This is a genomic window from Actinotalea ferrariae CF5-4, assembly GCF_000603945.1.
GTDB classification, from domain to species: Bacteria; Actinomycetota; Actinomycetes; order Actinomycetales; family Cellulomonadaceae; genus Actinotalea; species Actinotalea ferrariae.
In genome coordinates, this window is the sequence record NZ_AXCW01000026.1 from 1 (window position 1) to 21,864 (window position 21,864).

At 75.2% G+C, this 21,864-nt stretch carries 24 protein-coding genes; 13 read left to right on the forward strand and 11 right to left on the reverse strand.

Annotation, left to right across the window (positions count from 1 at the left end; all coding sequences use genetic code 11):
* Both recD and N866_RS04045 read left to right on the forward strand, forming a co-directional pair.
* The coding region (gene recD / locus N866_RS04040) for an exodeoxyribonuclease V subunit alpha (RefSeq protein WP_052022358.1) at nucleotides 1-1,366 on the forward strand (1,366 nt) is incomplete at its 5' end.
* 109 nt (nucleotides 1,367-1,475) lie between these two features.
* A complete protein-coding gene (locus tag N866_RS04045; protein ID WP_052022359.1) occupies nucleotides 1,476-1,925 on the forward strand; it encodes a hypothetical protein in 450 nt (149 codons plus the stop codon).
* 101 nt (nucleotides 1,926-2,026) lie between these two features.
* On the opposite strand, the gene N866_RS04050 is transcribed toward N866_RS04045, so the two are convergent.
* Nucleotides 2,027-3,772, reverse strand: a complete 1,746-nt coding sequence (locus N866_RS04050; RefSeq protein ID WP_052022360.1) for a choice-of-anchor I family protein — start codon at nucleotides 3,770-3,772, stop codon at nucleotides 2,027-2,029.
* Between the two features lie 202 nt (nucleotides 3,773-3,974).
* Here N866_RS04050 and N866_RS04055 point away from each other — a divergent pair, with 202 nt between their 5' ends.
* The 5 genes from N866_RS04055 (at nucleotide 3,975) to N866_RS04075 (ending at nucleotide 9,161) form a co-directional block, all read left to right on the forward strand.
* Nucleotides 3,975-4,718, forward strand: coding sequence for a hypothetical protein (locus N866_RS04055; RefSeq protein ID WP_034222992.1), 744 nt, complete (start codon nucleotides 3,975-3,977; stop codon nucleotides 4,716-4,718).
* 157 nt (nucleotides 4,719-4,875) lie between these two features.
* A complete protein-coding gene (locus N866_RS04060) occupies nucleotides 4,876-6,255 on the forward strand; it encodes an MFS transporter (protein WP_081802308.1) in 1,380 nt (459 codons plus the stop codon).
* A 142-nt stretch (nucleotides 6,256-6,397) separates the two neighbouring features.
* Nucleotides 6,398-7,609, forward strand: coding sequence for an ADP-ribosylglycohydrolase family protein (locus tag N866_RS04065; protein ID WP_081802304.1), 1,212 nt, complete (start codon nucleotides 6,398-6,400; stop codon nucleotides 7,607-7,609).
* The gene (locus N866_RS04070; RefSeq protein ID WP_034222998.1) at nucleotides 7,606-8,391 is read left to right on the forward strand and encodes an LLM class F420-dependent oxidoreductase; all 786 of its coding nucleotides are present in this window, start codon (nucleotides 7,606-7,608) and stop codon (nucleotides 8,389-8,391) included. The genes N866_RS04065 and N866_RS04070 overlap by 4 nt, the downstream gene beginning before the upstream one ends.
* Nucleotides 8,388-9,161, forward strand: coding sequence for a 2-phosphosulfolactate phosphatase (locus tag N866_RS04075; RefSeq protein ID WP_034223001.1), 774 nt, complete (start codon nucleotides 8,388-8,390; stop codon nucleotides 9,159-9,161). Before N866_RS04070 ends, N866_RS04075 begins: the two co-directional genes overlap by 4 nt.
* Here N866_RS04075 and N866_RS04080 read toward each other — a convergent pair.
* On the reverse strand, nucleotides 9,158-9,913 hold the full coding sequence (locus tag N866_RS04080; protein ID WP_245612354.1) for a M50 family metallopeptidase: 756 nt from the start codon (nucleotides 9,911-9,913) through the stop codon (nucleotides 9,158-9,160). The genes N866_RS04075 and N866_RS04080 overlap by 4 nt on opposite strands.
* 121 nt (nucleotides 9,914-10,034) lie before the next feature.
* On the opposite strand from N866_RS04080, the gene N866_RS04085 reads away from it, so the two are divergent.
* Both N866_RS04085 and N866_RS04090 read left to right on the forward strand, forming a co-directional pair.
* Nucleotides 10,035-10,751, forward strand: a complete 717-nt coding sequence (locus N866_RS04085; protein ID WP_034223004.1) for a flavodoxin family protein — start codon at nucleotides 10,035-10,037, stop codon at nucleotides 10,749-10,751.
* Between the two features lie 20 nt (nucleotides 10,752-10,771).
* Entirely contained in the window at nucleotides 10,772-11,791 is a 1,020-nt protein-coding gene (locus tag N866_RS04090) for a phosphotransferase enzyme family protein (protein ID WP_034223006.1), read from the forward strand.
* Nucleotides 11,792-11,795: 4 nt separating this feature from the next.
* On the opposite strand, the gene N866_RS04095 is transcribed toward N866_RS04090, so the two are convergent.
* The 4 genes from N866_RS04095 to N866_RS04110 all read right to left on the reverse strand — a co-directional run bounded on the left by N866_RS04095 (nucleotide 11,796) and on the right by N866_RS04110 (nucleotide 14,566).
* Entirely contained in the window at nucleotides 11,796-12,065 is a 270-nt protein-coding gene (locus N866_RS04095) for a hypothetical protein (protein ID WP_155855194.1), read from the reverse strand.
* Between the two features lie 193 nt (nucleotides 12,066-12,258).
* On the reverse strand, nucleotides 12,259-12,696 hold the full coding sequence (locus N866_RS04100) for a hypothetical protein (protein WP_034223011.1): 438 nt from the start codon (nucleotides 12,694-12,696) through the stop codon (nucleotides 12,259-12,261).
* Between the two features lie 77 nt (nucleotides 12,697-12,773).
* Entirely contained in the window at nucleotides 12,774-13,613 is an 840-nt protein-coding gene (locus N866_RS04105; RefSeq protein WP_034223014.1) for an ABC transporter permease subunit, read from the reverse strand.
* A complete protein-coding gene (locus N866_RS04110) occupies nucleotides 13,610-14,566 on the reverse strand; it encodes an ABC transporter ATP-binding protein (protein ID WP_052022361.1) in 957 nt (318 codons plus the stop codon). Before N866_RS04110 ends, N866_RS04105 begins: the two co-directional genes overlap by 4 nt.
* A gap of 116 nt (nucleotides 14,567-14,682) precedes the next feature.
* Here N866_RS04110 and N866_RS04115 point away from each other — a divergent pair, with 116 nt between their 5' ends.
* The 3 genes from N866_RS04115 (at nucleotide 14,683) to N866_RS04125 (ending at nucleotide 17,530) form a co-directional block, all read left to right on the forward strand.
* Nucleotides 14,683-16,227, forward strand: a complete 1,545-nt coding sequence (locus N866_RS04115) for a glucose-6-phosphate dehydrogenase (RefSeq protein WP_081802305.1) — start codon at nucleotides 14,683-14,685, stop codon at nucleotides 16,225-16,227.
* A gap of 133 nt (nucleotides 16,228-16,360) precedes the next feature.
* Nucleotides 16,361-16,993, forward strand: a complete 633-nt coding sequence (locus tag N866_RS04120) for a hypothetical protein (protein ID WP_034223017.1) — start codon at nucleotides 16,361-16,363, stop codon at nucleotides 16,991-16,993.
* Nucleotides 16,994-17,059: 66 nt separating this feature from the next.
* A complete protein-coding gene (locus tag N866_RS04125) occupies nucleotides 17,060-17,530 on the forward strand; it encodes a hypothetical protein (RefSeq protein WP_052022362.1) in 471 nt (156 codons plus the stop codon).
* Nucleotides 17,531-17,557: 27 nt separating this feature from the next.
* On the opposite strand, the gene N866_RS19725 is transcribed toward N866_RS04125, so the two are convergent.
* The 5 genes from N866_RS19725 to N866_RS04145 form a co-directional block, all read right to left on the reverse strand.
* Nucleotides 17,558-18,097 (reverse strand): class I SAM-dependent methyltransferase, encoded by a 540-nt coding sequence (locus N866_RS19725; RefSeq protein ID WP_081802306.1) that lies wholly within the window; start codon nucleotides 18,095-18,097, stop codon nucleotides 17,558-17,560.
* 61 nt (nucleotides 18,098-18,158) lie between these two features.
* The gene (locus N866_RS04135) at nucleotides 18,159-18,962 is read right to left on the reverse strand and encodes a purine-nucleoside phosphorylase (protein ID WP_034223020.1); all 804 of its coding nucleotides are present in this window, start codon (nucleotides 18,960-18,962) and stop codon (nucleotides 18,159-18,161) included.
* Between the two features lie 97 nt (nucleotides 18,963-19,059).
* Complete coding sequence (locus N866_RS21275; RefSeq protein WP_162177288.1) at nucleotides 19,060-19,236, reverse strand: MetS family NSS transporter small subunit; 177 nt, start codon at nucleotides 19,234-19,236, stop codon at nucleotides 19,060-19,062.
* A complete protein-coding gene (locus tag N866_RS04140; protein WP_081802307.1) occupies nucleotides 19,233-20,849 on the reverse strand; it encodes a sodium-dependent transporter in 1,617 nt (538 codons plus the stop codon). Before N866_RS04140 ends, N866_RS21275 begins: the two co-directional genes overlap by 4 nt.
* A 13-nt stretch (nucleotides 20,850-20,862) precedes the next feature.
* Complete coding sequence (locus N866_RS04145) at nucleotides 20,863-21,549, reverse strand: LmeA family phospholipid-binding protein (protein ID WP_034223024.1); 687 nt, start codon at nucleotides 21,547-21,549, stop codon at nucleotides 20,863-20,865.
* 126 nt (nucleotides 21,550-21,675) lie between these two features.
* Here N866_RS04145 and N866_RS04150 point away from each other — a divergent pair.
* On the forward strand, nucleotides 21,676-21,864 hold a 189-nt coding region (locus N866_RS04150; protein WP_034223027.1), incomplete at its 3' end, for a hypothetical protein.

Sequence of the window (21,864 nt, forward strand, 5' to 3'; positions counted from 1 at the left end):
CCGGGTCACGGTCCTCACCGGCGGACCCGGCACCGGCAAGACCACCACCGTCGCGACGCTGCTCGCGGCTCTGCAGGACGTGGCCGGCGGCGGGCTGCGGATCGCGCTCGCCGCCCCGACCGGCAAGGCGGCGGCGCGCCTGCAGGAGTCGGTCCACGCCGTCGTGCGGACCCTGTCGGCGGCGGACCAGGAACGCCTCGGGGACCTCACGGCGAGCACCGTCCACCGCCTGCTGGGCTGGCGGTCCGCCACACGCTTCCGGCACGACCGCTCGCACCGGCTCCCGCACGACGTCGTCGTCGTCGACGAGACCTCCATGGTGTCGCTGCCGCTCATGGCCCGGCTCCTGGAGGCCCTGCGTCCGCAGGCGCGCCTCGTGCTCGTCGGCGACCCGGACCAGCTCGCCTCCGTCGAGGCCGGCGCCGTCCTGGGCGACCTCGTCGCCCGGCCCCCCGCACCGGACGCCCCCGGCAACCTGCCCGACCGCCTCGCCACCGTCGTGCCCGACGACGTCCCGACCCACCCCGACGACGTCCGCGCGCTCCGCAACGGCGTCGTGCGGCTCACGCGGCCGCACCGGTACGACGGCGCGCTCGCCGAGCTCGCGGACGCGATCCGCCGCGGCGACGCCGACGCCACCCTGGCCGTCCTGCGCAGCGGCACGGCCGGTGTCGAGCTGGTCGAGCCGGCCGGTCCGGGGCACCCCCACGACCACCTCACCGACGGCGACGTCGCCGGCGTCCGGGCCGACGTCGTGGCCACCGGCACGGCCCTCGTGGAGGCCGCCCGCGCCGGCGACGCCGCCGGTGCGCTGCGAGCCCTGGAGGGACATCGGCTGCTGGTCGCCCACCGCCGCGGCCCCGCGGGCGTCAGCACGTGGGCCGACCGGGCGGAGCGGTGGGTCGCCGGTGCGGTCGAGGCGGACCTCGCCGGTCCGTGGCCGCTCGGGACGCCGCTGCTGGTCACGGCGAACGACCGCGACACCGGCCTGTCCAACGGGGACACCGGGGTCGTCGTCGACGACGGCGCCGGGGGACGCACCGTCGCGTTCGGCGACCCCGACACCCCCCGGCTGGTCCGTCCGCACCGGCTTCCCGCCGTGCAGGCCGTGCACGCGATGACGGTCCACCGGGGCCAGGGCAGCCAGTTCCGCCGCGTCTCCGTGGTCCTCCCGCCCGCCACGTCCCCGCTGCTCACCCGCGAGCTGCTCTACACCGCGGTCACGCGGGCGCAGCAGCACGTGCGGGTCGTCGGGACGGAGGAGGCGATCCGCGTCGCCGTCGGCCGCCCCGTCCGCCGCGCGTCGGGGCTGCGCGAGGCGCTGCCCGGGACCGGTGGGCGCGGGGCGGCCGGCCACCGGGCGTGATCATGCTGTGGACTGCCGCGGGGCCGTGTCGGTGCTGACCCCTAAGGTCCTCCCAGGCCAGGGCGACCGCGCGGGGGGCGCGCGGCGACCGGCCAGGAGGAGAGTCACCGTGGATCAGCACCACGCCGAGCCGTCGCTCGACGCCGTCCGGGACGTCGCCGAGGCGACCCGATGGATCGACCAGGGCCGGTCGATCGAGTGGGTACGGCAGGAGTACGAGCGCCGCTACAACGTCCAGACCACGCGCGAGCTGTGGGAGCTCTTCGTCCACACGCACGTCGTGCGTGAGCGCACCGCCCGCAGCGCACTGGTCCCCTGGGACGTGCTCGAGCAGCACCAGTGGTCCGTCCACCTGGCGATGCTCCGCGTCGAGGAGTGGCGCCGCTCCGGCCACTGGGTCTCCGACGGCGACGTCACCCGGCACGCGGCGTGGCGGCAGAGCCTGGACGCCGCCGGGCTCGTCGTCGACTACGACCCCGGCAGTGACGACGGCTTCGTCCTCGTGCCCCGCCGGGCCGACGTGGACGAGGACGTCATCCGCGACCCCCGGAGGCTCTGAGTCCTCCGGGGGCCGCGGGTCGCCGTGGCCGACACGTCGAGCACCGGGTGCCGTCCGAGTGGTCCCACCACCCTGACGTCACGCCGGCATCGACGGCGACGTCAGCGCGTGCCGCCGCCCGGGCGCCGGTCCACCGACGGGCCCGTCAGCGAGGTGACCTCGAAGAGCGTCGTCGTCCCGGACACCTCGCTGCCGACGACGAGCAGCGGCGAGCCGGACGGCGACCGGTGCTGCGGCACGAACGTGAGTCCCTCCGGACCCAGGTCACCGGCCGCGCCGAGCGACGCGACGCCGTCGTCCTCGACCGAGACCGAGAAGTCGCGGTTGTTGACGTACGTGACGAAGGAGGCGCGGCTCGGCACCGTGACGTCGTAGACGACCACCCCGCCGACCCGCTCGAACCCCACGAACGCGTAGGTCCGTCCGCGGACCTCGCCGATCGTCAGGCCCTCGGGCTCCGGCCCCTTGTCGTCGCTGCGCCCCTCGAGGTTGGTCGCCGAGTGGGTGGAGTTGAAGGCCCCCGGCACGGCCTGGGCCGTGATCTGCTCCAGCTGGTCCCCCGAGTCGAACACCAGCTCGCCGTCCGTCGTCCAGATCGCGAAGGACCGCGCACCGAAGGAGTAGAGGTTCTCGTAGCAGGACCCGTCGGCGCGCAGGCCGTCCTCGAGGGTGACGTTGAGGCGGCCGAGGTCCGCGTTCCCCGTCAGACCGGCGAGCGGGCTGTCCACGCAGACCGGCGGGAGGCCGTTGCGACCGAGCGCGCCGACCCGGGCGCCCTCGACGTAGTCGCCCCACTCCCGCGCGTCGCCCTCGTTCGCCGTGACCAGGTAGGTCGTGCCGCGGGAGGTGAACGCCTCGACCGTGTCCGGCATGTACAGGCCGCGCAGACCCTCGACGGTCCGGATGTCGATGCGGCCGTCCCGGTCGGAGGGGTCGAGACCCGCGCCGTCCGCGCCGTGGTCCTTCCACCCCAGCGGCAGGAGGCGCGTGACGGTCGCGCTCGGGAGGTCGACGACGGCGATCGCGTTCGCCTCCTGCAGCGACACGTACGCGGTCGCCCCGGACACGGTGACGTACTCCGGCTCGAGGTTGGTGGAGACGCGGCGCTCCTCGTCGAGGATCGGCCCGAAGACCCGGACGCCCTCCGGGAGCGCACCCTCCGCCTCGAACGCGTGGAAGTCGGCGATCCGGACGGCGTCCTGGGCGGGGACGGCGACGGTCCGCGGCAGCGCGACGACGCCGACCGAGCCCTCGGGGTCGACGCTGAAGTCCTCGGCGGGCTCGCCCTCGTTCGCCACGACGGCCCAGCGCCCGTCGGCGGACAGGGAGACCATGTCGGGGAGCGCGCCCACCCGGACCGCACCGAGCGGCACCGGGGCCGTCGCCGTCGCGTCGAAGAAGACGAGCCACCCGTCGTCGGTCTTCACCGGGCTCTGGACCGCGACGACGCCCAGGCCGTCCTCGCGGACCGACAGCGAGTTGGCCGAGGCGCCGGCGGGCACCACCGAGCCGTCCCCGCTCACCGCCCCCTCGGCCACGAAGGCCGCGACCTTCGTGGGCGACGTCGGGTCGGAGACGTCGAGGACGTCGACGGCGCCGGCGTCCGCGTTGACCGTGAAGACCCGCTGCGAGCGTGCGTGGAAGGCCACGATCTCCGCGGCGCTCTCGTCGAACACACCCGTCTCGTGGGTGCCGATCGGGCTCAGCCCCACAGCGGCGCCGGGCGCGGAGAGGGTGACGGGCTCGTCGACGACGGCGGCCGCGGGCAGTGCCGCTGGCAGGGCGGCGGTCACGGCGAGGGCCGCGACGACGACGGCGCCGCGGCGCGCGGGTCGGGTGGGGCGCATGGGGTGCTCCTCGGGTCGGGCGGTGCGGGCTGTCCGCGAACCTAGGAGCGCCCGATGATCATCCGGGGGCAGGGCGGTGAACGGCCGGTGCCCGCGCGGTGACGACTCCGCGACCCGCTCCCCACGTGCCCGCGCGCCGGACCGTCCACAGCCGCGACGGTCCCGGGACCCGGCCCCGGACCGGGGCTGGTCAGGTGTCGACGTGATCCGACTCCGCGCGACCGCCGCGCTCACCGCCGTCCTGCTCCTTCCCCTCGCCGCCTGCGCGGCCCCTCCCGACGCCGGCTCGCGACCGGCGGCCACCTCGACACCCGACGAGCGCTCGGAAGGCCCGGCCGCCCCCGAGAGCACCACCGCAGCCGAGGCGTCGTCGTCCGGTCCGGACCCGGTCGCGCCCGGTCCCGCGCCGGGTGCCGCGACGGACGAGGGGACGCCTCCGGCGGATCCTGCCGGTCCTGTCGACCCGGCCCTCGGTGCCGGGATCGACGTCACCGGGCTCGGGTCGGACGCCGCCCTCGGGATCCGGGCGGACCCGTCCGTCACCGGTGCCGAGGTCACCGCCGCCGTGTTCACCGGCGCCTGGAGCGCGGCGCTGCAGACCGGCGACGGCAGCACGGTCCGGGCCCTGTCCGGGCCCGGGTGCGCCTTCTGCGCCTCGGTCGCGGACACCGCCGAGGCCACCCCGCTCGGCACCGGGCTGGAGGTGCTGACGACGATCTGGCCGGTGTCGTCGCAGGAACCGACGGAGGCCTACCCGTACCGCGTCGTGGTGGCGGGCATGGAGCAGCTCGTGGTCCGGACGAGCGACGGACCGGTACCGCACGTCGAGGTCGTCACCCAGCGTCGTCAGCTCCTCAGCATGGGCATGGAGTGGACCGACGCCGGGTGGACGGTGCACGGCGTGGACTCCCAGCCCTGGGACGGGAGCGACCCGCTCGCCGGATGAGCGGGCGGCACGGCTCGCGGAATGCCGGGCGGGAGGTGACGGTTGCTCCGACGTCCACCGACGAGCGAGGAGCCACGTGCCCACGGACCACGCGACGCAGGGCGGGACCGCCGCCGTCGGCTTCCGGTCCGAGCGGGGCCGCATCCTCGCCGCGCTCATGGTCACCACCGGGCTCATCGCCATCGACGCGACGATCCTCGCGACGGCCGTCCCGACGATCGTCGCGGACCTGGGCGGGTTCTCGAGCTTCCCCTGGCTCTTCTCGATCTACCTGCTCACGCAGGCGGTGTCCGTCCCCATCTACGCCAAGCTCGCGGACACGGTCGGCCGCAAGCCGATCATCCTCATCGGCATCGGCCTGTTCGCACTCGGCTCCCTGCTCTGCGCGTTCGCCTGGTCCATGCCCGCCCTCATCGCGTTCCGGGCGCTCCAGGGCCTCGGCGCCGGGGCCGTCCAGCCGATGGCGATCACGATCGCCGGGGACATCTACAGCGTCGCCGAGCGCGCCAAGGTCCAGGGGTACCTCGCCAGCGTCTGGGGCGTCTCGGCCGTCGTCGGCCCCACGCTCGGCGGCGCCTTCGCCCAGTTCCTGACGTGGCACTGGATCTTCCTGGTCAACCTGCCGCTGTGCCTGGCCGCCGCGGTGCTCCTCCTCCGGTTCCTGGACGAGACCGTGGAGCGGCGGACCCACCGCATCGACTGGACCGGCGGGCTGCTGCTCACCGTGTCGGTGAGCCTGCTCCTGCTGGCCCTGCTCGAGGGCGGGCAGGCGTGGGCGTGGACGTCGCCCCAGAGCCTCGCGGCGTTCGGAGTGGGGTCGGCCGCGTTCGTCGCCTTCGTCCTCGTCGAGCGACGCGCGCCGGAGCCGGTGCTGCCGCTGTGGGTGCTGCGTCGGCGCCTGCTGCGGGCCACGGCGCTCATCGCGATGGGCGTCGGCGTGGTCCTCATGGGCGTCACCACCTACGTGCCGACCTACCTCGAGGCGCTGCTCGGCGTCACCCCTCTCGTCTCCGGGCTCGCGCTGGCCGCCCTGACGCTCGGCTGGCCCATCGCCGCGACGGTCTCGGGCCGCATCTACCTCCGCATCGGGTTCCGCAGCACGGCGCTCATCGGCATCGGGGTGCTCGCCACGGCGGCGACCGCGCTGGCCGTCACGTCCCGGACGGCCTCGGTGCTCGTCGTCGCGGCGTGCTGCTTCGCCATGGGCCTCGGCCTCGGGCTCGTCGCCTCGCCGAGCCTGATCGCCGCCCAGTCGAGCGTCGGCTGGGGCGAGCGCGGCGTCGTGACGGGAGCGAACATGTTCTCCCGGGCCATCGGCAGCGCCGTCGGCGTCGCCGTGCTCGGCGCCCTCGTCAACGGCCTCATGCGCGGTGCGGACGCGACGTCCGCGCCGGAGCGCTTCGGCGACGCCGCCACGGCCGTGTTCACCGCGGTCGCCGTCGTCGCAGCCGCGCTCGTGCTCGCAGCGCTGGCGATGCCGCGCCACGACCGGCCCGACGTGTCCGCCGCGCCGGGTGGCGACGACCCCACTCGGTAGTCCGGCGACCTCCGCCCGGCGGTCCGGCGGTCATCCGCCCGCAGGAGATCGCGCGGGGCCGAGTCCTACCCACGCCACGTCCTCCGCTGCGTGTCAGTGGTGCGCGCGAGGATGGCTCGACAGCAGGCAGGAGGGGGGAGCGATGGACGACGGTCGTGGCGGCGTGATCAGCAGCGGCGGCGGCGGCGAGCGCGGGCCGTTCCTCCTCCCGCCGCGACAGGCACCGGTCCTCGCCTGGGACGCGGCGCGCGCGGACCGGGCCGCGGGGGTCCTCATGGGCATGGCGTGCGGCGACGCCCTGGGAGCGCCGTACGAGTTCGGCCCGGCCCTGCCCGACGACGCCCCGGTGGGCATGGTCGGTGGCGGGGCGTTCGGGTGGGCGCCGGGCGAGTGGACCGACGACACGCAGATGGCCGTCGTGCTCCTCGAGGCGGCCGAGCGCGCCGTGTCGCTCGACCGCTCACTGCTGGACCTCCTGGACGACGTCGCCCTCGGGTGGGTCGCCTGGGCCGGGAGCGCGAAGGACGTCGGCGCCCAGACGCGCGCGGTGCTCTCCGCCGCCGCCCGGCCCGGTCAGCCGACGGCGGCGCGGCTCACCGCGGCGGCGACCGCCCACCACGAGCGCAGCGGCCGGTCGGGTGGCAACGGCTCCCTCATGCGGACGGCCCCGGTCGCCCTCGCCTTCCTGTCGGACGCCCGCGCCATGGCGCACGCCGCCCGGACGGTCAGCGCGCTCACGCACCACGACCCCGACGCGGGCGACGCCTGCGTCCTGTGGTGCGCCGCCCTCCGCCACGCCGTCCTCACCGGCGAGCTCGACGCGCGCGCCGGCCTGGACCTGCTCCCGCCGGACCGGCAGGGCACCTGGTCCGCCCGGCTCGACGAGGCCGAGCAGCGGCACCCCGCGTCCTACGTGCGCAACGGCTGGGTCGTCGAGGCGCTCATGGCGGCATGGTCCGCGCTGGTCCCTGAGGGCCAGGACGAGCCTGATGGACCGCCGGCCACCCCCGGGAACCGGCTGCGGCGCTCCCTCGAGCGGGCGGTCCGCGGCGGCGGGGACACGGACACGGTCGCCGCCATCGCGGGCGCCCTCGCCGGTGCCCGATGGGGCGCCTCCGCCGTCCCGCAGGAGTGGGTCGAACGGGTCCACGGCTGGCCGAGGCGGCTGCGCGTCGCCGAGCTCGGCCGGCGAGGCCTGGCCGTCGCCACCCGCTCGCCCGGCCAGGAGCCGGGCACGAGCGCGCGAGCAGACCGGAGCGCCCCCGTCAGCGCCGAGGGACCCGTGACCGAACCGGACCCAGGGCCGGACCCGGACGGGACCACGATCGCCCCGCCACCTACAGTCGGCCCATGACGCACCCCCTCCGCATCGCGGTCCAGATCCAGCCCCAGCACGCCGACTACGCCCAGATCCGCGACGCCGTCCTGCGCGCCGAGGACGCGGGCGTCGACGCGATCTTCAACTGGGACCACTTCTTCCCGCTGTACGGCGACCCGGACGGCAAGCACTTCGAGTGCTGGACGATGCTCGGGGCCTGGGCGGAGCAGACGAGCCGCGTCGAGATCGGCGCCCTCGTGTCCTGCAACTCGTACCGCAACCCCGAGCTGCTCGCCGACATGGCCCGGACGGTCGACCACATGTCCGGGGGTCGGCTGATCCTCGGCATCGGCGCCGGCTGGTTCGAGAAGGACTACGACCAGTTCGGCTACGAGTTCGGCACGGCCGGCTCGCGCATCGCGGACCTCGCCGCAGCGATGCCGCGCATCAAGGCCCGCCTCGCTGCGGGCAACCCGGCGCCGACGCGCGAGATCCCGGTGATGATCGGCGGCGGCGGGGAGAAGAAGACGCTGCGCATCGTCGCCGAGCACGCCGACATCTGGCACAGCTTCGGGGACGTCGAGACCCTCACCCGCAAGAGCGCGATCCTCGACGAGCACGGCACTGCCGTCGGCCGGGACGCGACGGCGGTCGAGCGGTCCGTCGGCGTGAGCGAGCCGCCCGCGGCGGTGGCCGACGCACTCGTCGCCGCCGGGGCCACCCTCTTCACCATCGGCCTCAACGGCCCGGACTACGACCTGGCGCTCACCGAGCAGTGGGTCCGCTGGCGTGACGAGCGGGCCGCCGACGCCCCGTGACCGAGGCGCACCGGCAGCTGCCGTTCCGGGTCCGGATGGACTGGGGCCTGGACGGTGCGCGGGCGATCGGCGAGGACGCCGCCACGACGGTCGTCGTCGACGTCCTGTCGTTCACCACGGCCGTGACGGTCGCGGTGGACGACGGGATCGTCGTCCTGCCCTACCGCTGGTCGGACGACGGCGCCGCCGCCCACGCGGCGCGGCACGCCGCCGTCCTCGCGGTCCGGCGAAGCGCCGCCGGACCCGGGGACCTCACCCTGTCGCCGGCGAGCATCCGTGCGGCGGCGGGCGTCGACCGCCTCGTCCTGCCCTCCCCCAACGGGTCGACGATCGCGGCGCACCTCCTCGACCACGGCGCGGAGGTCCTCGCCGGGGCACTGCGCAACGCATCCGCGGTCGCCGACTGGGTCACCACCCGCCACGGGGTGGACGGCGGCACCGTCGCCGTGGTCGCGGCCGGCGAGCGCTGGCCCGGTGACACGCTGCGCCCGGCCGTCGAGGACCTCTGGGGAGCGGGAGCCGTCGTCGCGGCCCTCCTGCGCGCCGGGTGGACCAGCGCCTCGCCGGAGGCCCGCGCGGCGGCGGCCGCGTTCACGGAGGCACGAGCCGACCTCCCCGCCCGCCTGCGCACGTGCGCCGGCGGGGCCGAGCTCGCCGCGACCGGTCACGGCGCGGACGTCGACATCGCGGCCGAGCTGGACCACAGCCCGTCGGTGCCGGTCCTCGACGCCGGCGGGTTCCGGGACGCCCGCGCGACCGCGGGCACCTAGACGAGCAGGCCGGCCGCCCGGACGATCCACAGCCCGCCGAGCACCGCCGCGACGCCGCACACCAGCAGGAACAGCCCCACCCAGACCAGCGCCGGCACCCGCGTGAGCCCGGCGAGGACGTCGGCGTCGGACGCCCCCCGCCGGCCGCGTCGCCGCTCCCGCCTGCGCGACGTCTGCAGCTCGACCACGGCCCGCGGCGCGCCCAGCAGCAGGAACCACGTCACCGCGTACGCCGCCCCGACCTGCCACGCCGGCGACGCCCAGGACGTCAGCGCCACCAGGACGACTCCCCCGACGAGCACCACCCACAGCCCGTACCCGTTCCGGATCTGCAGCAGCACGAGCACCAGCACCACGAGCAGCGCCCACAGCACTCCCACCGCGTAGCCGCGGGACAGCAGCCACGCGGCGCCGAGCCCGAGGACCGCCGGACCCGGGTACCCCGCGAACGCGGTCGCGACCATCCCCGGACCTCGCGGACGCCCGACGGACACGGTGAGCCCGGAGGTGTCCGAGTGCAGGCGGATGCCCTGCAGCCGACGCCCCGTGAGCACCGCCACGAGCGCGTGCGCCGCCTCGTGGACGACCGTCAGCGCATGCCGCGCGACGTGCCAGAGGACGGGCACCGCCAGCACCACGAGCACGACGACGACGGCGCCGAGCACCACCGCGTCGGCCGGCGGCGGCTGCGGGGTGGTCACCTGCCGCCACACCTCGCCGAACCACGACCCCACACCTTCGACCGCCGTCACGCGCCACCTCCCGCAGGATCGTCCCCCATCGGACCCCCACCGACGCCATCAGGTGAGACCGACCTGAGCCCCCAGCCGCCCCCGGTTGCGGGTCACCCGGCCCGCTGATCACCTGGCAACCATGACCACCACACCCCCGGACTACTCCGACCTGCGCGCGCTCTTCGTCAACTGCACGCTCACCCCGAGCCCGCAGCCGTCCAACACCCAGGCGCTCATGGACAACGCCGTCGCGATCATGCGCGGCGCGGGCGTCCAGGTCGACCAGATCCGCGCCGTCGACCACGCCATCGCCCCGGGCGTGCAGCCCGACATGCGCGAGGCCGGCTTCCCCGACGACGCCTGGCCCGAGCTGAGCGAGCGCGTCCTGGCCGCCGACATCCTCGTCCTGGGCACCCCGCTGTGGCTCGGCGAGAAGTCGAGCGTCGCCACCCGGGTGATCGAGCGCCTCTACGCGCTGTCCGGCGAGACGAACGACCGCGGCCAGTACCTCTACTACGGCAAGGTCGGCGGCCTGGTCGTCACCGGCAACGAGGACGGCTACAAGCACGCCGGCATGAACGTCCTGTACTCGCTCCAGCACATCGGCTACACGATCCCGCCGCAGGCCGACGTCGGCTGGGTCGGCGAGGCCGGCCCCGGCCCCTCCTACGCGGACGAGGGCTCCGGCGGTCCCGAGAACGTCTTCACCCAGCGCAACGTGACCTTCATGAGCTGGAACCTCATGCACATGGCCGCGCTGCTCAAGCGCTCCGGCGGCATCCCGGCGTACGGCACGTCGAGCACCGCGTGGGAGGACGGCGAGCGCTTCGGCCACCCCGACGGCGACCGGCTCTGACCGCCGCCTACCCTCGGGGCATGACCGGGGGACCTCACGCGGCGGCGCGCGCCGCCCTGCACGCCTACGGCCTGGGCGACGCACCGTTCGCGGAGGTCAGCACGTCCCACAACACGGTGTACCGCGTCGACGCGCCCGGGGGTCGCCGCGCCCTGCGCGTCGGACCGCAGCGCACCGTCCACCGGCCGGGCGCCGCGGCGGCCGAGCGCGCCCTGCTGGACGACCTCGCCTCCCGCGGCGCCGTCGTCCCCCGCGTCGTGCCGACCGACGACGGCGCCGCCTCGGTCACGGTCGAGGTGCCCGAGCTGCCCGGGGAGCGCGCGTGCATGCTGCTCACGTGGGTGGACGGCGAGCCGGTCACCCGGCCCTGCACCGTCGCCCAGGCCCGGGACCTCGGCCGCCTCTCCGCCGAGCTGCACGACCTGGCGCCGTCCGCGCTGCTCCTGCCCCCGGGCGCGCTGGACGGCCGGGACGCGCTGGCCTTCGCCGTCCCCGACCTGCTCGACACCGCCGGCCGCCTCGCCCCGGTGCTCCGCGCCGCGCACGAGCGGGCGCAGGCCGCCGTCGACGACCTCTGGGAGGACCGCGCCGACTCGGGGACGCCGGCGCACGTGCTCCACGGCGACCTCACCCAGACGAACGTGCTGACCGCCGACCGTCCGCGGACCGTCCCGGCCGAGGGCGACGAGCCCCGCCTCGTCCCGATCGACTTCCAGGACCTCCTGTGGGGGCACGTGGAGCAGGACCTGGCGATCTCCCTGCTGCGGCTCTCGCGCGACGACGAGACGGGCGAGCGCTGTGCGGCGTTCCGAGCCGGCTACAGCGCGGTCCGGCCGTGGCCCGCCCTGGACGACGCGCTGCTGCGCGACCTCCTCGCGGCCCGTCGCCTCCAGCTCGTCAACCTCACGCTCGTCCTGGACCGGCCCGGCAGCGACCTGGCGCTGGCGCTCCACACCGCGGCCCTCGAACGCTACGCCGCGGGCGCCCCACCCGAGGGGCAGGAGGCCGCGGCGCTCGCCGCGGTGGGCACGACGCTCTGAGTCGTCAGCGCCGGCGCTCGCGCGCCTGCCGGACGAGCTCGCGCACGCCCTCGACGCTCATCAGCGACGACTGCTTCTCGGCGACCTGCCACGCTTCGTCGGACAGGTGCCCGTCGGCGCGCTCCACCACGAACATCGACTCGCCCCCAGGGGCCGTGAGGGGCGTGATCCGCCATGTCACGGGGTAGCCGCGCAGGGGGTGCCTACCGTGCACGACCATGGTGGACGCACCCGTGCGGGGCCTCCCGGTCGCGGCGATCGTCGCTACCACCACGCTCACCTCCTGCGAGCTCCGCGGCGCGTCGTCCCTGATGCGCCCTGACCTCAGGCTCATCGGCGCGTGTGCAGTGTCACTGAAGTCTCGAACGGGTGGTAGATCGATTCCCTGGGCCGGTCGGGTGACCTCCACGCCTGTGATTCACACGTCGGTGTGAATCACACCGCCCGTGAGTCACTCCTCGCGTGACCTAGATCGGCTGCGGCCCGCCCTCCCGGACGAGCACGACGGCCGGCGGCACCACGAGCGCCGCCACGACCGCGACCAGCAACGTGGTCTGCGTGAGCTCCCCGCCGACGACCGCGCCGGTCAGGCCCAGCAGCAGCCACGCCACGAGCGGCACCCCGACGAGCAGGGGCAGCGACCACAGGACGACCCCGACCCGGCGCCCCTCCCGCACGAAGCGCCGCACCACCAGGACGAAGAACAGCACGAACCAGGTCAGGGCGGCGGCGGCCAGACCGAGGACGAGGCCCAGGGCGAACGCCGCGAGGTCCTCCCACCCGTCGCGCGGGGGCCCGGCCAGCCCGGAGGTCACGCCGACGACGAGGCCGACCGCGATCCCGACGAGGAGGGCCCCCACCGCCGCGCCGAGCGTCCAGACCAGGATGTGCGCCCTACGACCCATGAGCCCTCCGTCGCGACGTCAGCCGGGTCACCGTCGACCCGGTGGTCGAACGCTAGGGCACCGCGCCCCGCCGGGGATCACACCATGACGTCGCGCCGCCGGAACTCCACCCACCCGAGCACGGCCGCCGCCACCGCGAGCACGACGAGCAGCCCGTACCCGCCGACGTCCACGCCCTCGGTCAGCGGGTCGCCACCGATGTACCAGTGGTACGGCGACAGCCGCTCCATCCACGCGGCCCCCTCGACGAGCGGCCCGAGGTAGGCCAGGACGTAGGACAGGGCGGCCACGCCCGCGGCCGTCCCCACCGCGACGGCCCGGCGTCCCGTGGCGGCACCGACGGCGAGGGCCAGCGTGCCCAGCGCACCCCCGAACAGCCAGAGCCCGAGGCTCGCCCCCGCCAGCCGACCGAGCGGGACGTCCATCCCCATGAGCGCGCTGAGCAGGGCGAGGACAGTCGTCAGCGCAAGAAGCAGCACGAGCAGCACCAGCCACAGGGACGCGAGGCGCTCGCGGTAGACGGCGGTCCGCGACACCGGCGCCGTGACCTCGAGCTCCAGGACCGCGTCCTCCTCGGCGCCGGCGACGAGCCGCCCGCCGAGGCCGATCGCGCAGACCAGGACGAGGACCGCCCCGAGCAGCTGGTAGACGGTCGACTGCACGTAGCCCGCCCCGGTGGCGATGGCGTCGAAACCCAGAGCGGTGACGAGGTCGGGCGGCATCGCCTCGAGCATGACGTCCATCTTCGGGCCCCCGACGCTCGGGTAGAACGCCGTGTACATCGACCCCACCGCGCACAGCGCCAGGGTCCACAGCGCGGTCGAGCGCCGCTGGGCGCGCAGCACGCCGCGCAGCACGGTGCCGGCCGGCGCCGTCGTCGTCGGAGCGGGGGGCCGCGCCGCGGTCGGGGCGCTCACCGCGCACCCGCCGTCCCGCCGCGGCGGTCGAGCACGGCGGCCTCGGCGACGGGGCCCGTCCGGTAGAAGTCCATGAACAGGTCCTCGAGCTCGCGGTCCTCGGCCTGCCAGCGCAGCACCCGGTGCCGGGCCGCGACCTGCAGCAGCGGGGTGGGCTCCCCGCGCAGCAGGCACGTCACCGTCGCGCCGTCGACGACGACGTCCGTGATCCCGGGGACGCCGTCGAGCTCCGCGGCGTCGACCGGCTCGGCGAACCGCAGGACGACCCGCTGCCCGGCGCGGTGCCGCAGGGTCGCGACGTCGTCGACGTCCACGACCACCCCGGCGCGGATGATCGCGACCCGCCCCGCGACCTGCTCCACCTCCTGGAGCACGTGCGAGGAGAGGAAGACCGTGGCGCCGTCGTCGGCGGCCTCGCGCGCCAGGCGGCGGAACTCGTGCTGGAGGAGCGGGTCCAGGCCGCTCGTGGGCTCGTCCAGGACGAGCAGCTCGGGCGTGTGCATGAACGCCTGCACGAGCCCGACCTTCTGCTTGTTGCCCCGGGACAGCGCCCGCATGTCCCGCGACAGGTCCAGCGCGAAGCGGTCGGCCAGCGCGGTGATCCGCCCGGCCCCGCGACCCCCGCGCAGCGCCGCGAGGTACCGCAGGTACTCCCCCGCGGTCGTCCGCGGCGGCAGCGCGAGCTCGCCGGGCAGGTAGCCCACCCGGGCGCGCAGCGCGGGCCCGCCGACGACGGGGTCCTGGCCGAGCACCTCGACCGTGCCGGCGGTCGGCCGCAGCAGGTCCAGCAGCAGCCGGATGGTCGTGGACTTGCCGGCGCCGTTGGGGCCGAGGAACCCGAACACCTCCCCGGGGCGCACCTCGAGGTCCAGGCCGTGCAGGGCACGCGTGCGGCCGTAGTCCTTGACCAGCCCGACCGTGCGGATGGCGGGCGCGGTGCCCAGCGGAGGCATGGCCCCATCGTGCGACCGGCCCCGGCCGCTGTCACGGGACGTCGGTCCCCGGGGCGCGGTGATCACCCGGCTCCCGTAGCGTCGACGTCGGACCCGACCGTGGAGGCCTGACGCGCATGACGAGCAACCCCGACCGGAACGACGACCGCGACCCGAGCGCCACCGGCGGGACGGACCTCGCCGCCGCGGAGCCCACCGCCCCCGAGGCGCCCGCGCACCCCCTGGTGCTCGTGCTGCACGGCGCGCGCGGCGACCTCGCCCGCCGCTCGGTCTACCCCGCGCTGGCCACGCTGCACCGCCGCGGCCTCCTGCCCGAGCACTGGGCCCTCCTGGGCACCGGCCGCGAGGACATGCCGAACGAGGAGTTCCACCAGCTCGTCGCGCAGTCGCTGCGGGAGTTCGGCGGTGACGACGGCACGGACGAGCCCGACGACGCCGTCGTCGCGGCCCTCACCCGGCACACCGTCTTCTGCTCCGAGGTCGGGGACGAGGACCCGGGCACGCTCCCGGCCGCGCTCGAGCACGTGCGCGGGGTGCTCGCCGAGGCGGCCGACGGCGACGCGGCGGACGTCGTCGTCGTGCACTACCTCGCGATCCCGCCGGCCGCGTTCGAGCCCCTGGCGCGCAACCTGCACCGGCACGGGCTGACCCGCGGGCCGGACGGCAGCGCCGACACCGTCCGCGTCGTCTTCGAGAAGCCCTACGGCACGGACCCGGACTCCTTCCGGCGGCTGGACGCCGTCGTGCACGACGCCCTGGAGGAGTCCCAGGTCTTCCGGATCGACCACTTCCTGGGCAAGGAGGCCGTGCAGAACCTGCACGTCCTGCGGTTCGGCAACGAGCTCTTCGCCAACGCGTGGGACTCCCGGCACGTGGAGCAGGTGCAGATCGACGTGCCCGAGACCCTCGACGTCGCCCAGCGCGCCGAGTTCTACGACGCGACCGGGGCGGCGCTCGACATGGTCGTCAGCCACCTCTTCCAGGTCGCGGCGCAGGTCGCGATGGAGCCGCCCAAGGGCATGGACGTCGCCAACCTCGTCCAGGCGCGCGAGGACGCGATCGCGTGCTTCCGGCCGCTGGACCCGACCGACGACGTCGTCCTGGGCCAGTTCGAGGGGTACCGCGACATCGAGGGCGTGGAGGACGGCTCCACCACCGACACGTTCATCGCCGCGCGCCTGTGGGTGGACAACAACCGGTGGCGGGGCGTGCCGTTCCTGCTCCGCACGGGCAAGCGGATGGCGGCGTCGGCGCAGCGCGTGACGCTGGTCCTGCGCCGGGACCCGGAGCGGCTCTTCGGCGACCGGGTCGAGCCGGGCCTCATCAGCCTCTCGCTCAAGGGCGACGGCGCGATCGAGGTGACCACCAGCATCAAGAAGCCCGGACCCAACCTGGAGATCGTCGCCGGGACCGCGCGGCTGGACCTCGGCGACGTCGAGGGCGGCGAGCCGCTGGCCGCGTACGCGTCGCTGCTCCAGGACGTCCTCGTGGGCGACCGGACCCTGTTCACCACCCCCGAGGGGCTCGAGCACGCGTGGCGGGCGTTCGAGCCGCTCCTCGGGGACGACCGCCCCGACCCGCTGCCGTACGCGCCCGGGTCGTGGGGACCGGCCGAGGCCGCCGCGCTCGCCGCACCGCACGGGTGGTTCGCCGGGGACTGACCGACCCCCTCCCCAGGCGGACGTCCACCCGGCGCGTGTCGTCCTTCCGGTGGATCCGGCGTCCCGTACGCCGCGCGTAGCGTCGGCCTCGGCCGTGCAGCAGCACGGTCACGGCGGGGATCGGACGGGGCGCATGGCCGGTGAGACCGCACGGGCGGTGCCTCCGTCGTCCGCTCCTCCGGCGGCGCCCGTCGCGCCGGAGCCCGACGACGGACCCGAGGACGACCGGCGCACCGCACGCGTCGTCGTGGGGGTGCTGCTGGCGCTCGGCGCGATCGGCGTGTGGGAGCTCGGTGCCGTGCACGACGACGGCCCGCTGCTGGGCGGGGAGACCACCGGCGGGAGCGTCTGCCTCGCGCACACCACCCCGGGCAGCACCGACTTCACCGTGGGCGGCCCCGTCACCGAGCCGAGCCGGGACGTCGTCGTCACCGACGTACGCGCGGTGCGGGCGAGCAACCTCGTCGTGCGCGAGGGGGTCGCGCTGCCCTTCGGCGAGGACCGCAGCGCGATCGGGGCCGCGGAGGGCTACCCGCCCCGCGCGCTGCCCGACGCCTGGGCCGGGAGCAGCCCGCTCGTCGGCGCGGTCCTGCCGGGCGGCGCGCCGAGCCACCTGGTCTGGCACGTCGAGGTCGTCGACCCGACCCGGGAGGCGAGCTACGAGGCGGTGGAGATCGAGTACCGCAGCGGGCACCGGCGGTACCTCGCCGTGCTGGGGACGGACGTCGTCGTCCAGGGTGGCGCGGGGACCTGCCCTCCCGCCTGAGCCGCCTCTGACGGTGCGGCCCCGTCTCCGGTTGCCGACCCCGCGGCGCCGTCGTTCGATCACTGCATGACCGACACCACCACGACGACGCGCGCCCACGACGACGGCCCCGACGAGGCCCACCGCATCCCCGAGGGCGTCGACGACGCCACGGTCGAGGCGGTCGGCAAGCTCACCGCCGCCCTGGAGGTCGTCGAGCAGGCGCGCGGGATGCTCTACGGCGTCCACCGCATGACCGGCCGGGCGGACAACGACCTCGTCGAGGCGCTCGAGGCGCTCGACGAGGCCGGCCACGGCGACCTCGCGCGGCAGATCCGCGAGGACCTCTTCGGCCAGAACGTCCTGCGCTACCGCTGGACGTTCCAGGTCGTCGAGGACTACGACGACCACTACTGGTCCAAGTGGCGGCACTGGGAGCAGGAGGCGCGCGACCGGCTCATGCAGGGCCGCCGGCACGTGTACGAGGCGCAGCTCAAGGAGCAGAACCGCACCCACGGCCGCCGCGACCACGAGGCCCGCCCCGCCCCTGGGGAGTGACGCCCCCGCCGCCCGCTGCGTCGCGCGTCAGGCGGCGGTGGCGCGGCGGGCGGTGATGCAGATGAGGTCGCCGCGGTGCTCCGTCTCGGCGACGAGCCCGCCGGCCTGCAGGGCGGCGGGCACGAGCCACGCGGCCCGGTGGGTGCCGCTGCGGTCCGGCGGCGTGTGCACCAGGACGACGACGCCGTCGGGGGCGAGCAGCTCCGTCACCCGGCGGACCTCCTCCTCGGCGTTGCCGGTCCAGAAGGTGTTGACGTCCACGCCGACGATCGCGTCGAAGCGGGAACCGTCGTACCGGAAGTCCGCCAGGGCCGTCTCGTGCAGCTCCACGTAGCCGGCCGCCAGGTGCTCGGCGTTGCGGTGCCGCGCCCGGTCCACCGCGGTCGGCGACCGGTCGATGGCGACGACCTGCGCCCCCCGACGGCACAGCACGTCCGTCATGACGCCGGACCCGCAGCCGATCTCGAGCACGCGGCGTCCCGGCCGCGGGTCCACCAGGTCGGCCGCGACCCGCACCCGCTCGGGGAGCTGTCCCCCGCGCCGTTCCCAGCTGCCTTGTGTGCTCATCCGGCCAAGGGTGACAGGCCGGGCCGGGTGGTGCCAGAGGGCCCGCCCCGGCGCGCCGCCGTCAGCCGTCCGCGAAGGCCGCGAGCCCGAGGGCGACGGAGCGGTCGAACAGCACCTCGCGCTCCGCGGCGGACAGGGACACGTCCTTGAACAGCAGGTCGGAGATCGTGCAGATCGCCAGGGCCTGGCGATGCTCCTGGTCGGCGACGGCGTACAGGCCGGCCGCCTCCATCTCCACCGCGAGCGTCCCGTGCTGGACCAGCGCGTCCATGGTCGCGGGACGGTCGGCGTAGAACACGTCCGAGGAGAGCACGGGCCCCACGTAGACCTGGCCGCCGCGGGTGCGCCGACGACGCCGCGCGGCGCCGTCCTTGGTCTCCTTGGCCTCGACCTTGACGTCCTTGGTCTTGGCCGGCACCGCCCGGCCCGGCCCCAGCCCGCCGGCCGCGGCCGCCGCCGCCATGAGCGAGAAGCTGGGCGCGTGGCTGTAGTGCATGCCGGGGATGCGGTGGGCGCTGACGGAGGAGTCCGTGTGCGCCGCGCTCGCGATGACGACGTCGCCGACGTCGAGGTGGGGCGCCATGCCCCCCGCCGTGCCGATCCGGATGATCCGCTGCACGTCGTAGAAGCGGAACAGCTCCGTGGCGTAGATCGAGATCGACGGGATGCCCATCCCGGACGCCAGCACGGAGACCGGGCGGCCGTCGAACGTGCCCGTGTAGCCGAGGATCCCCCGGACCTCGGTCACCTGCCGGGCGTCGGTCAGGACCGTCTCCGCGATGCGCTGCGCGCGGCGGGGGTCGCCGGGCATCAGGACGTCGGGAGCGAACTCACCCGGCTCGGCGCCGATGTGCGGGGTAGCCATGGGGGCGACTGTAGCCGGGCCGCTCCGGGCGGCGCCCGCACGCCTGCCCGACGCCCCCGGCCACCTGCCGGACTCGTCCCGAACGCCCCGCTCTGGACTAGACGTCCCCCGCGCGGGGTGCTCCGGCGCCGCCGTCGGCCGCGCTCTCGCGCTCGCGGGCCTCGAGCTCCTCGACCAGCCGGCCGTCGCGGCGCAGCACGACGATGCTGACGACGAGCCCGCCCCAGATGAGCAGCACGGAGATGAGCAGGAAGGTGATCGCGATCGGGGTCATCGCCGGTCCTCCTCGTGGTGGTGCGGCGCGGCACCGCTGGGGACGCTCGACCAGCGACGGCCCCACAGCTCCCGGGCCGGCAGCTCGTGGGCGACGAAGTCGTCGACGTCCCGGCGCCAGGGCACGAAGGTCATCAGGAGGGCGACCACCACGGCGAACGCGACGCCGCCCCATCCGATCGTGGTGAGGAACGACCAGGGGTACCCCTCGTACGGCTCCCCCAGGAGCGAGGCCACCCCCGTGACGAAGATGTAGCCGAGGACGAGCGGGACCCCGAGCCCGACGAGGAGTCGCCACCACCCGCCCACGTGGACGCCGGGCCGGGCGTTGAGGTGCGTCTGCAGCTCCCGCAGGCGGCGCAGCGCCAGGCCGACGACGAGTGTCATGACCACGGCCGAGCCCACCACGCCGACCTCGTTGATGTACTTGTCGGTCACGTCGAGCACGAACAGCGCCGTCGTCGTGGAGAAGAGCACCGTGGAGACCACGGCGACCGGCACGCCCACCAGCAGCGCGGCCTGCCGGGGCGACCAGCCGAACTTCTCCTGGAACGCCGCCGAGATCACCTGCAGGATCGACAGCAGCGAGGTCAGCCCGGCCAGGGTGAGGGACGCGAAGAACAGGACCCCGAAGACCGGCCCGCCGGGCATGAGGGACAGGATCTGCGGGAAGGCCACGAAGGCGAGGCCGATGCCCTGGATCGTGTCCAGCTCGCCCACGGTCACGCCCTGCTGGAACGCCATGAAGCCGAGGGCGCTGAAGACGCCGATGCCGGCCAGGAGCTCGAACGAGGAGTTCCCGAAGCCGACGACCAGGCCCGTCGAGGTGAGGTTCGCGCGCCGCCGCAGGTAGGACGAGTACGTGATCATGATGCCGAAGGCGATCGAGAGCGAGAAGAAGATCTGGCCGTAGGCGGCGATCCACACGCCCGGGTCGGCCAGCGCCGCCCAGTCCGGCGTGAAGAAGGCGTTGAGGCCGTCGACCGCGCCCGGCAGCGTCAGGGCTCGCACGACGATCGCGAGGAACATCGCCACGAGGGTCGGGATGAAGACGACGTTGGCTCGCTCCACCCCCTTCCGGACGCCGAGCGCGAGGATGGCGATCGTCACCACCCAGCAGAGGACCAGCGGGAGGAGGACGCCCGGGACGACGTCGAGCCCGACCCCGGGGCTCTCCGCCACCTGGAGGAACTCGCCGAAGAAGAAGGCCTCCGGGTCCTCGCCCCAGGCCTGGGTGGCGGCGAACCACATGAAGCTCGCTGCCCACGCGACCACGGCCGTGTAGTAGAGCGTGATGACGAGCGACACGCCGACCTGGAACCAGCCGAGCGTCTCCGCGGGCCGGCTCATCCGCCGGAACGACGTGGGCGCCGAGCCGCGGAAGCGGTGGCCGATCGAGTAGTCGAGCAGCAGGACCGGGATGCCCGCCGTCAGCAGCGCGACGAGGTACGGGATGAGGAACGCGCCGCCGCCGTTCTCGTAGGCCACGCCCGGGAAGCGCCAGATGTTGCCGAGGCCGATCGCCGAGCCGACCGCGGCCAGCACGAAGCCGAGCTGCCCCGACCACTGCTCCCGCTGCGCCCCGTGGTGCGTCGTCGCCGACCGTGCCGCCATGGTCCGCCGTCCTTCACTCGCTCGTCGTCGCCATCTCGAACGCCACGTCCTCGCCCGCCGCCTCGAGGACCACACCCTCGCCCTCGACCCGCACATCGGTGAGCTCCAGGCCCTCCGGGAGCTGGTCCACCGGGATGGTAAGACCGTCGAAGGCGCCGTCGAGGCCGGGGAGGCCGCTGAGGTCGAACGATCCCCCGCCCGCCGAGATCTCCTGCACCTCGATGGCGATCTCCCGACCGGCGGCCCGGGGCAGCAGCGTGATCTCGATCGGGACGCCGAGGACGTCCGCCTCCGCGAGGAGGGCGCCGTCCCGCGTGGTGAGCGCGACGGGGAGGTCGACGACCTCGCCGAGCCGGTCGACGGGCGCGACCGCGGACAGCTCGGCGGTGCGGGCCGTCGTCGGCTGGTCGGTGGAGACGCCGGTGAGCCGCACGACGACGTCCTGCAGGGCCAGGCCCTCCAGGACCGCCTCGTCGGCGGCGATGTCGACGCGGTCGAGCTCGCCCCCGGCCACCTGCGTGAGGAAGGGGAAGCCGCGGATCGTGACGTCCGGCGGGGCGTCCAGCCCGGGGATCTGCTCCTGGAGGTCCTCCGCCAGGCGCGCCTCCGTGCGTTCCCGGACGATCCCGTCGGCCACGAACGCGCCGCCGGCGAGCACCACCACGACGACGGCCGTCCCGATCACCCCGCGCGCACCCATGCACGCACAGTAGGCACGCGGCCCGACCGCGGCGAGGTCAGGGCCCGCGACGCCTGTGCACCGGGCGTGCGGCGGCTTAGCCTGGAGTCGTCTCCCCCTCGACGACGAGGTCCCCCGGGGGTACGCATGGGGCTGGTGTGGGTGCTGACGCCGATGGCCGTGTTCTGCGTCGTCGGTGCCCTGCTGCTGCCCGAGGACCCGCCGTCGCGGGCGGCCCGCGCGGGCCTGAGCCGCCTCGGCCGGTGGGTCGGCCGCCTGGTCGGTCGGCTCGTGGCGCCGATGCAGCGGGCGTGGCGACGCCGGTACCCGCCCCCG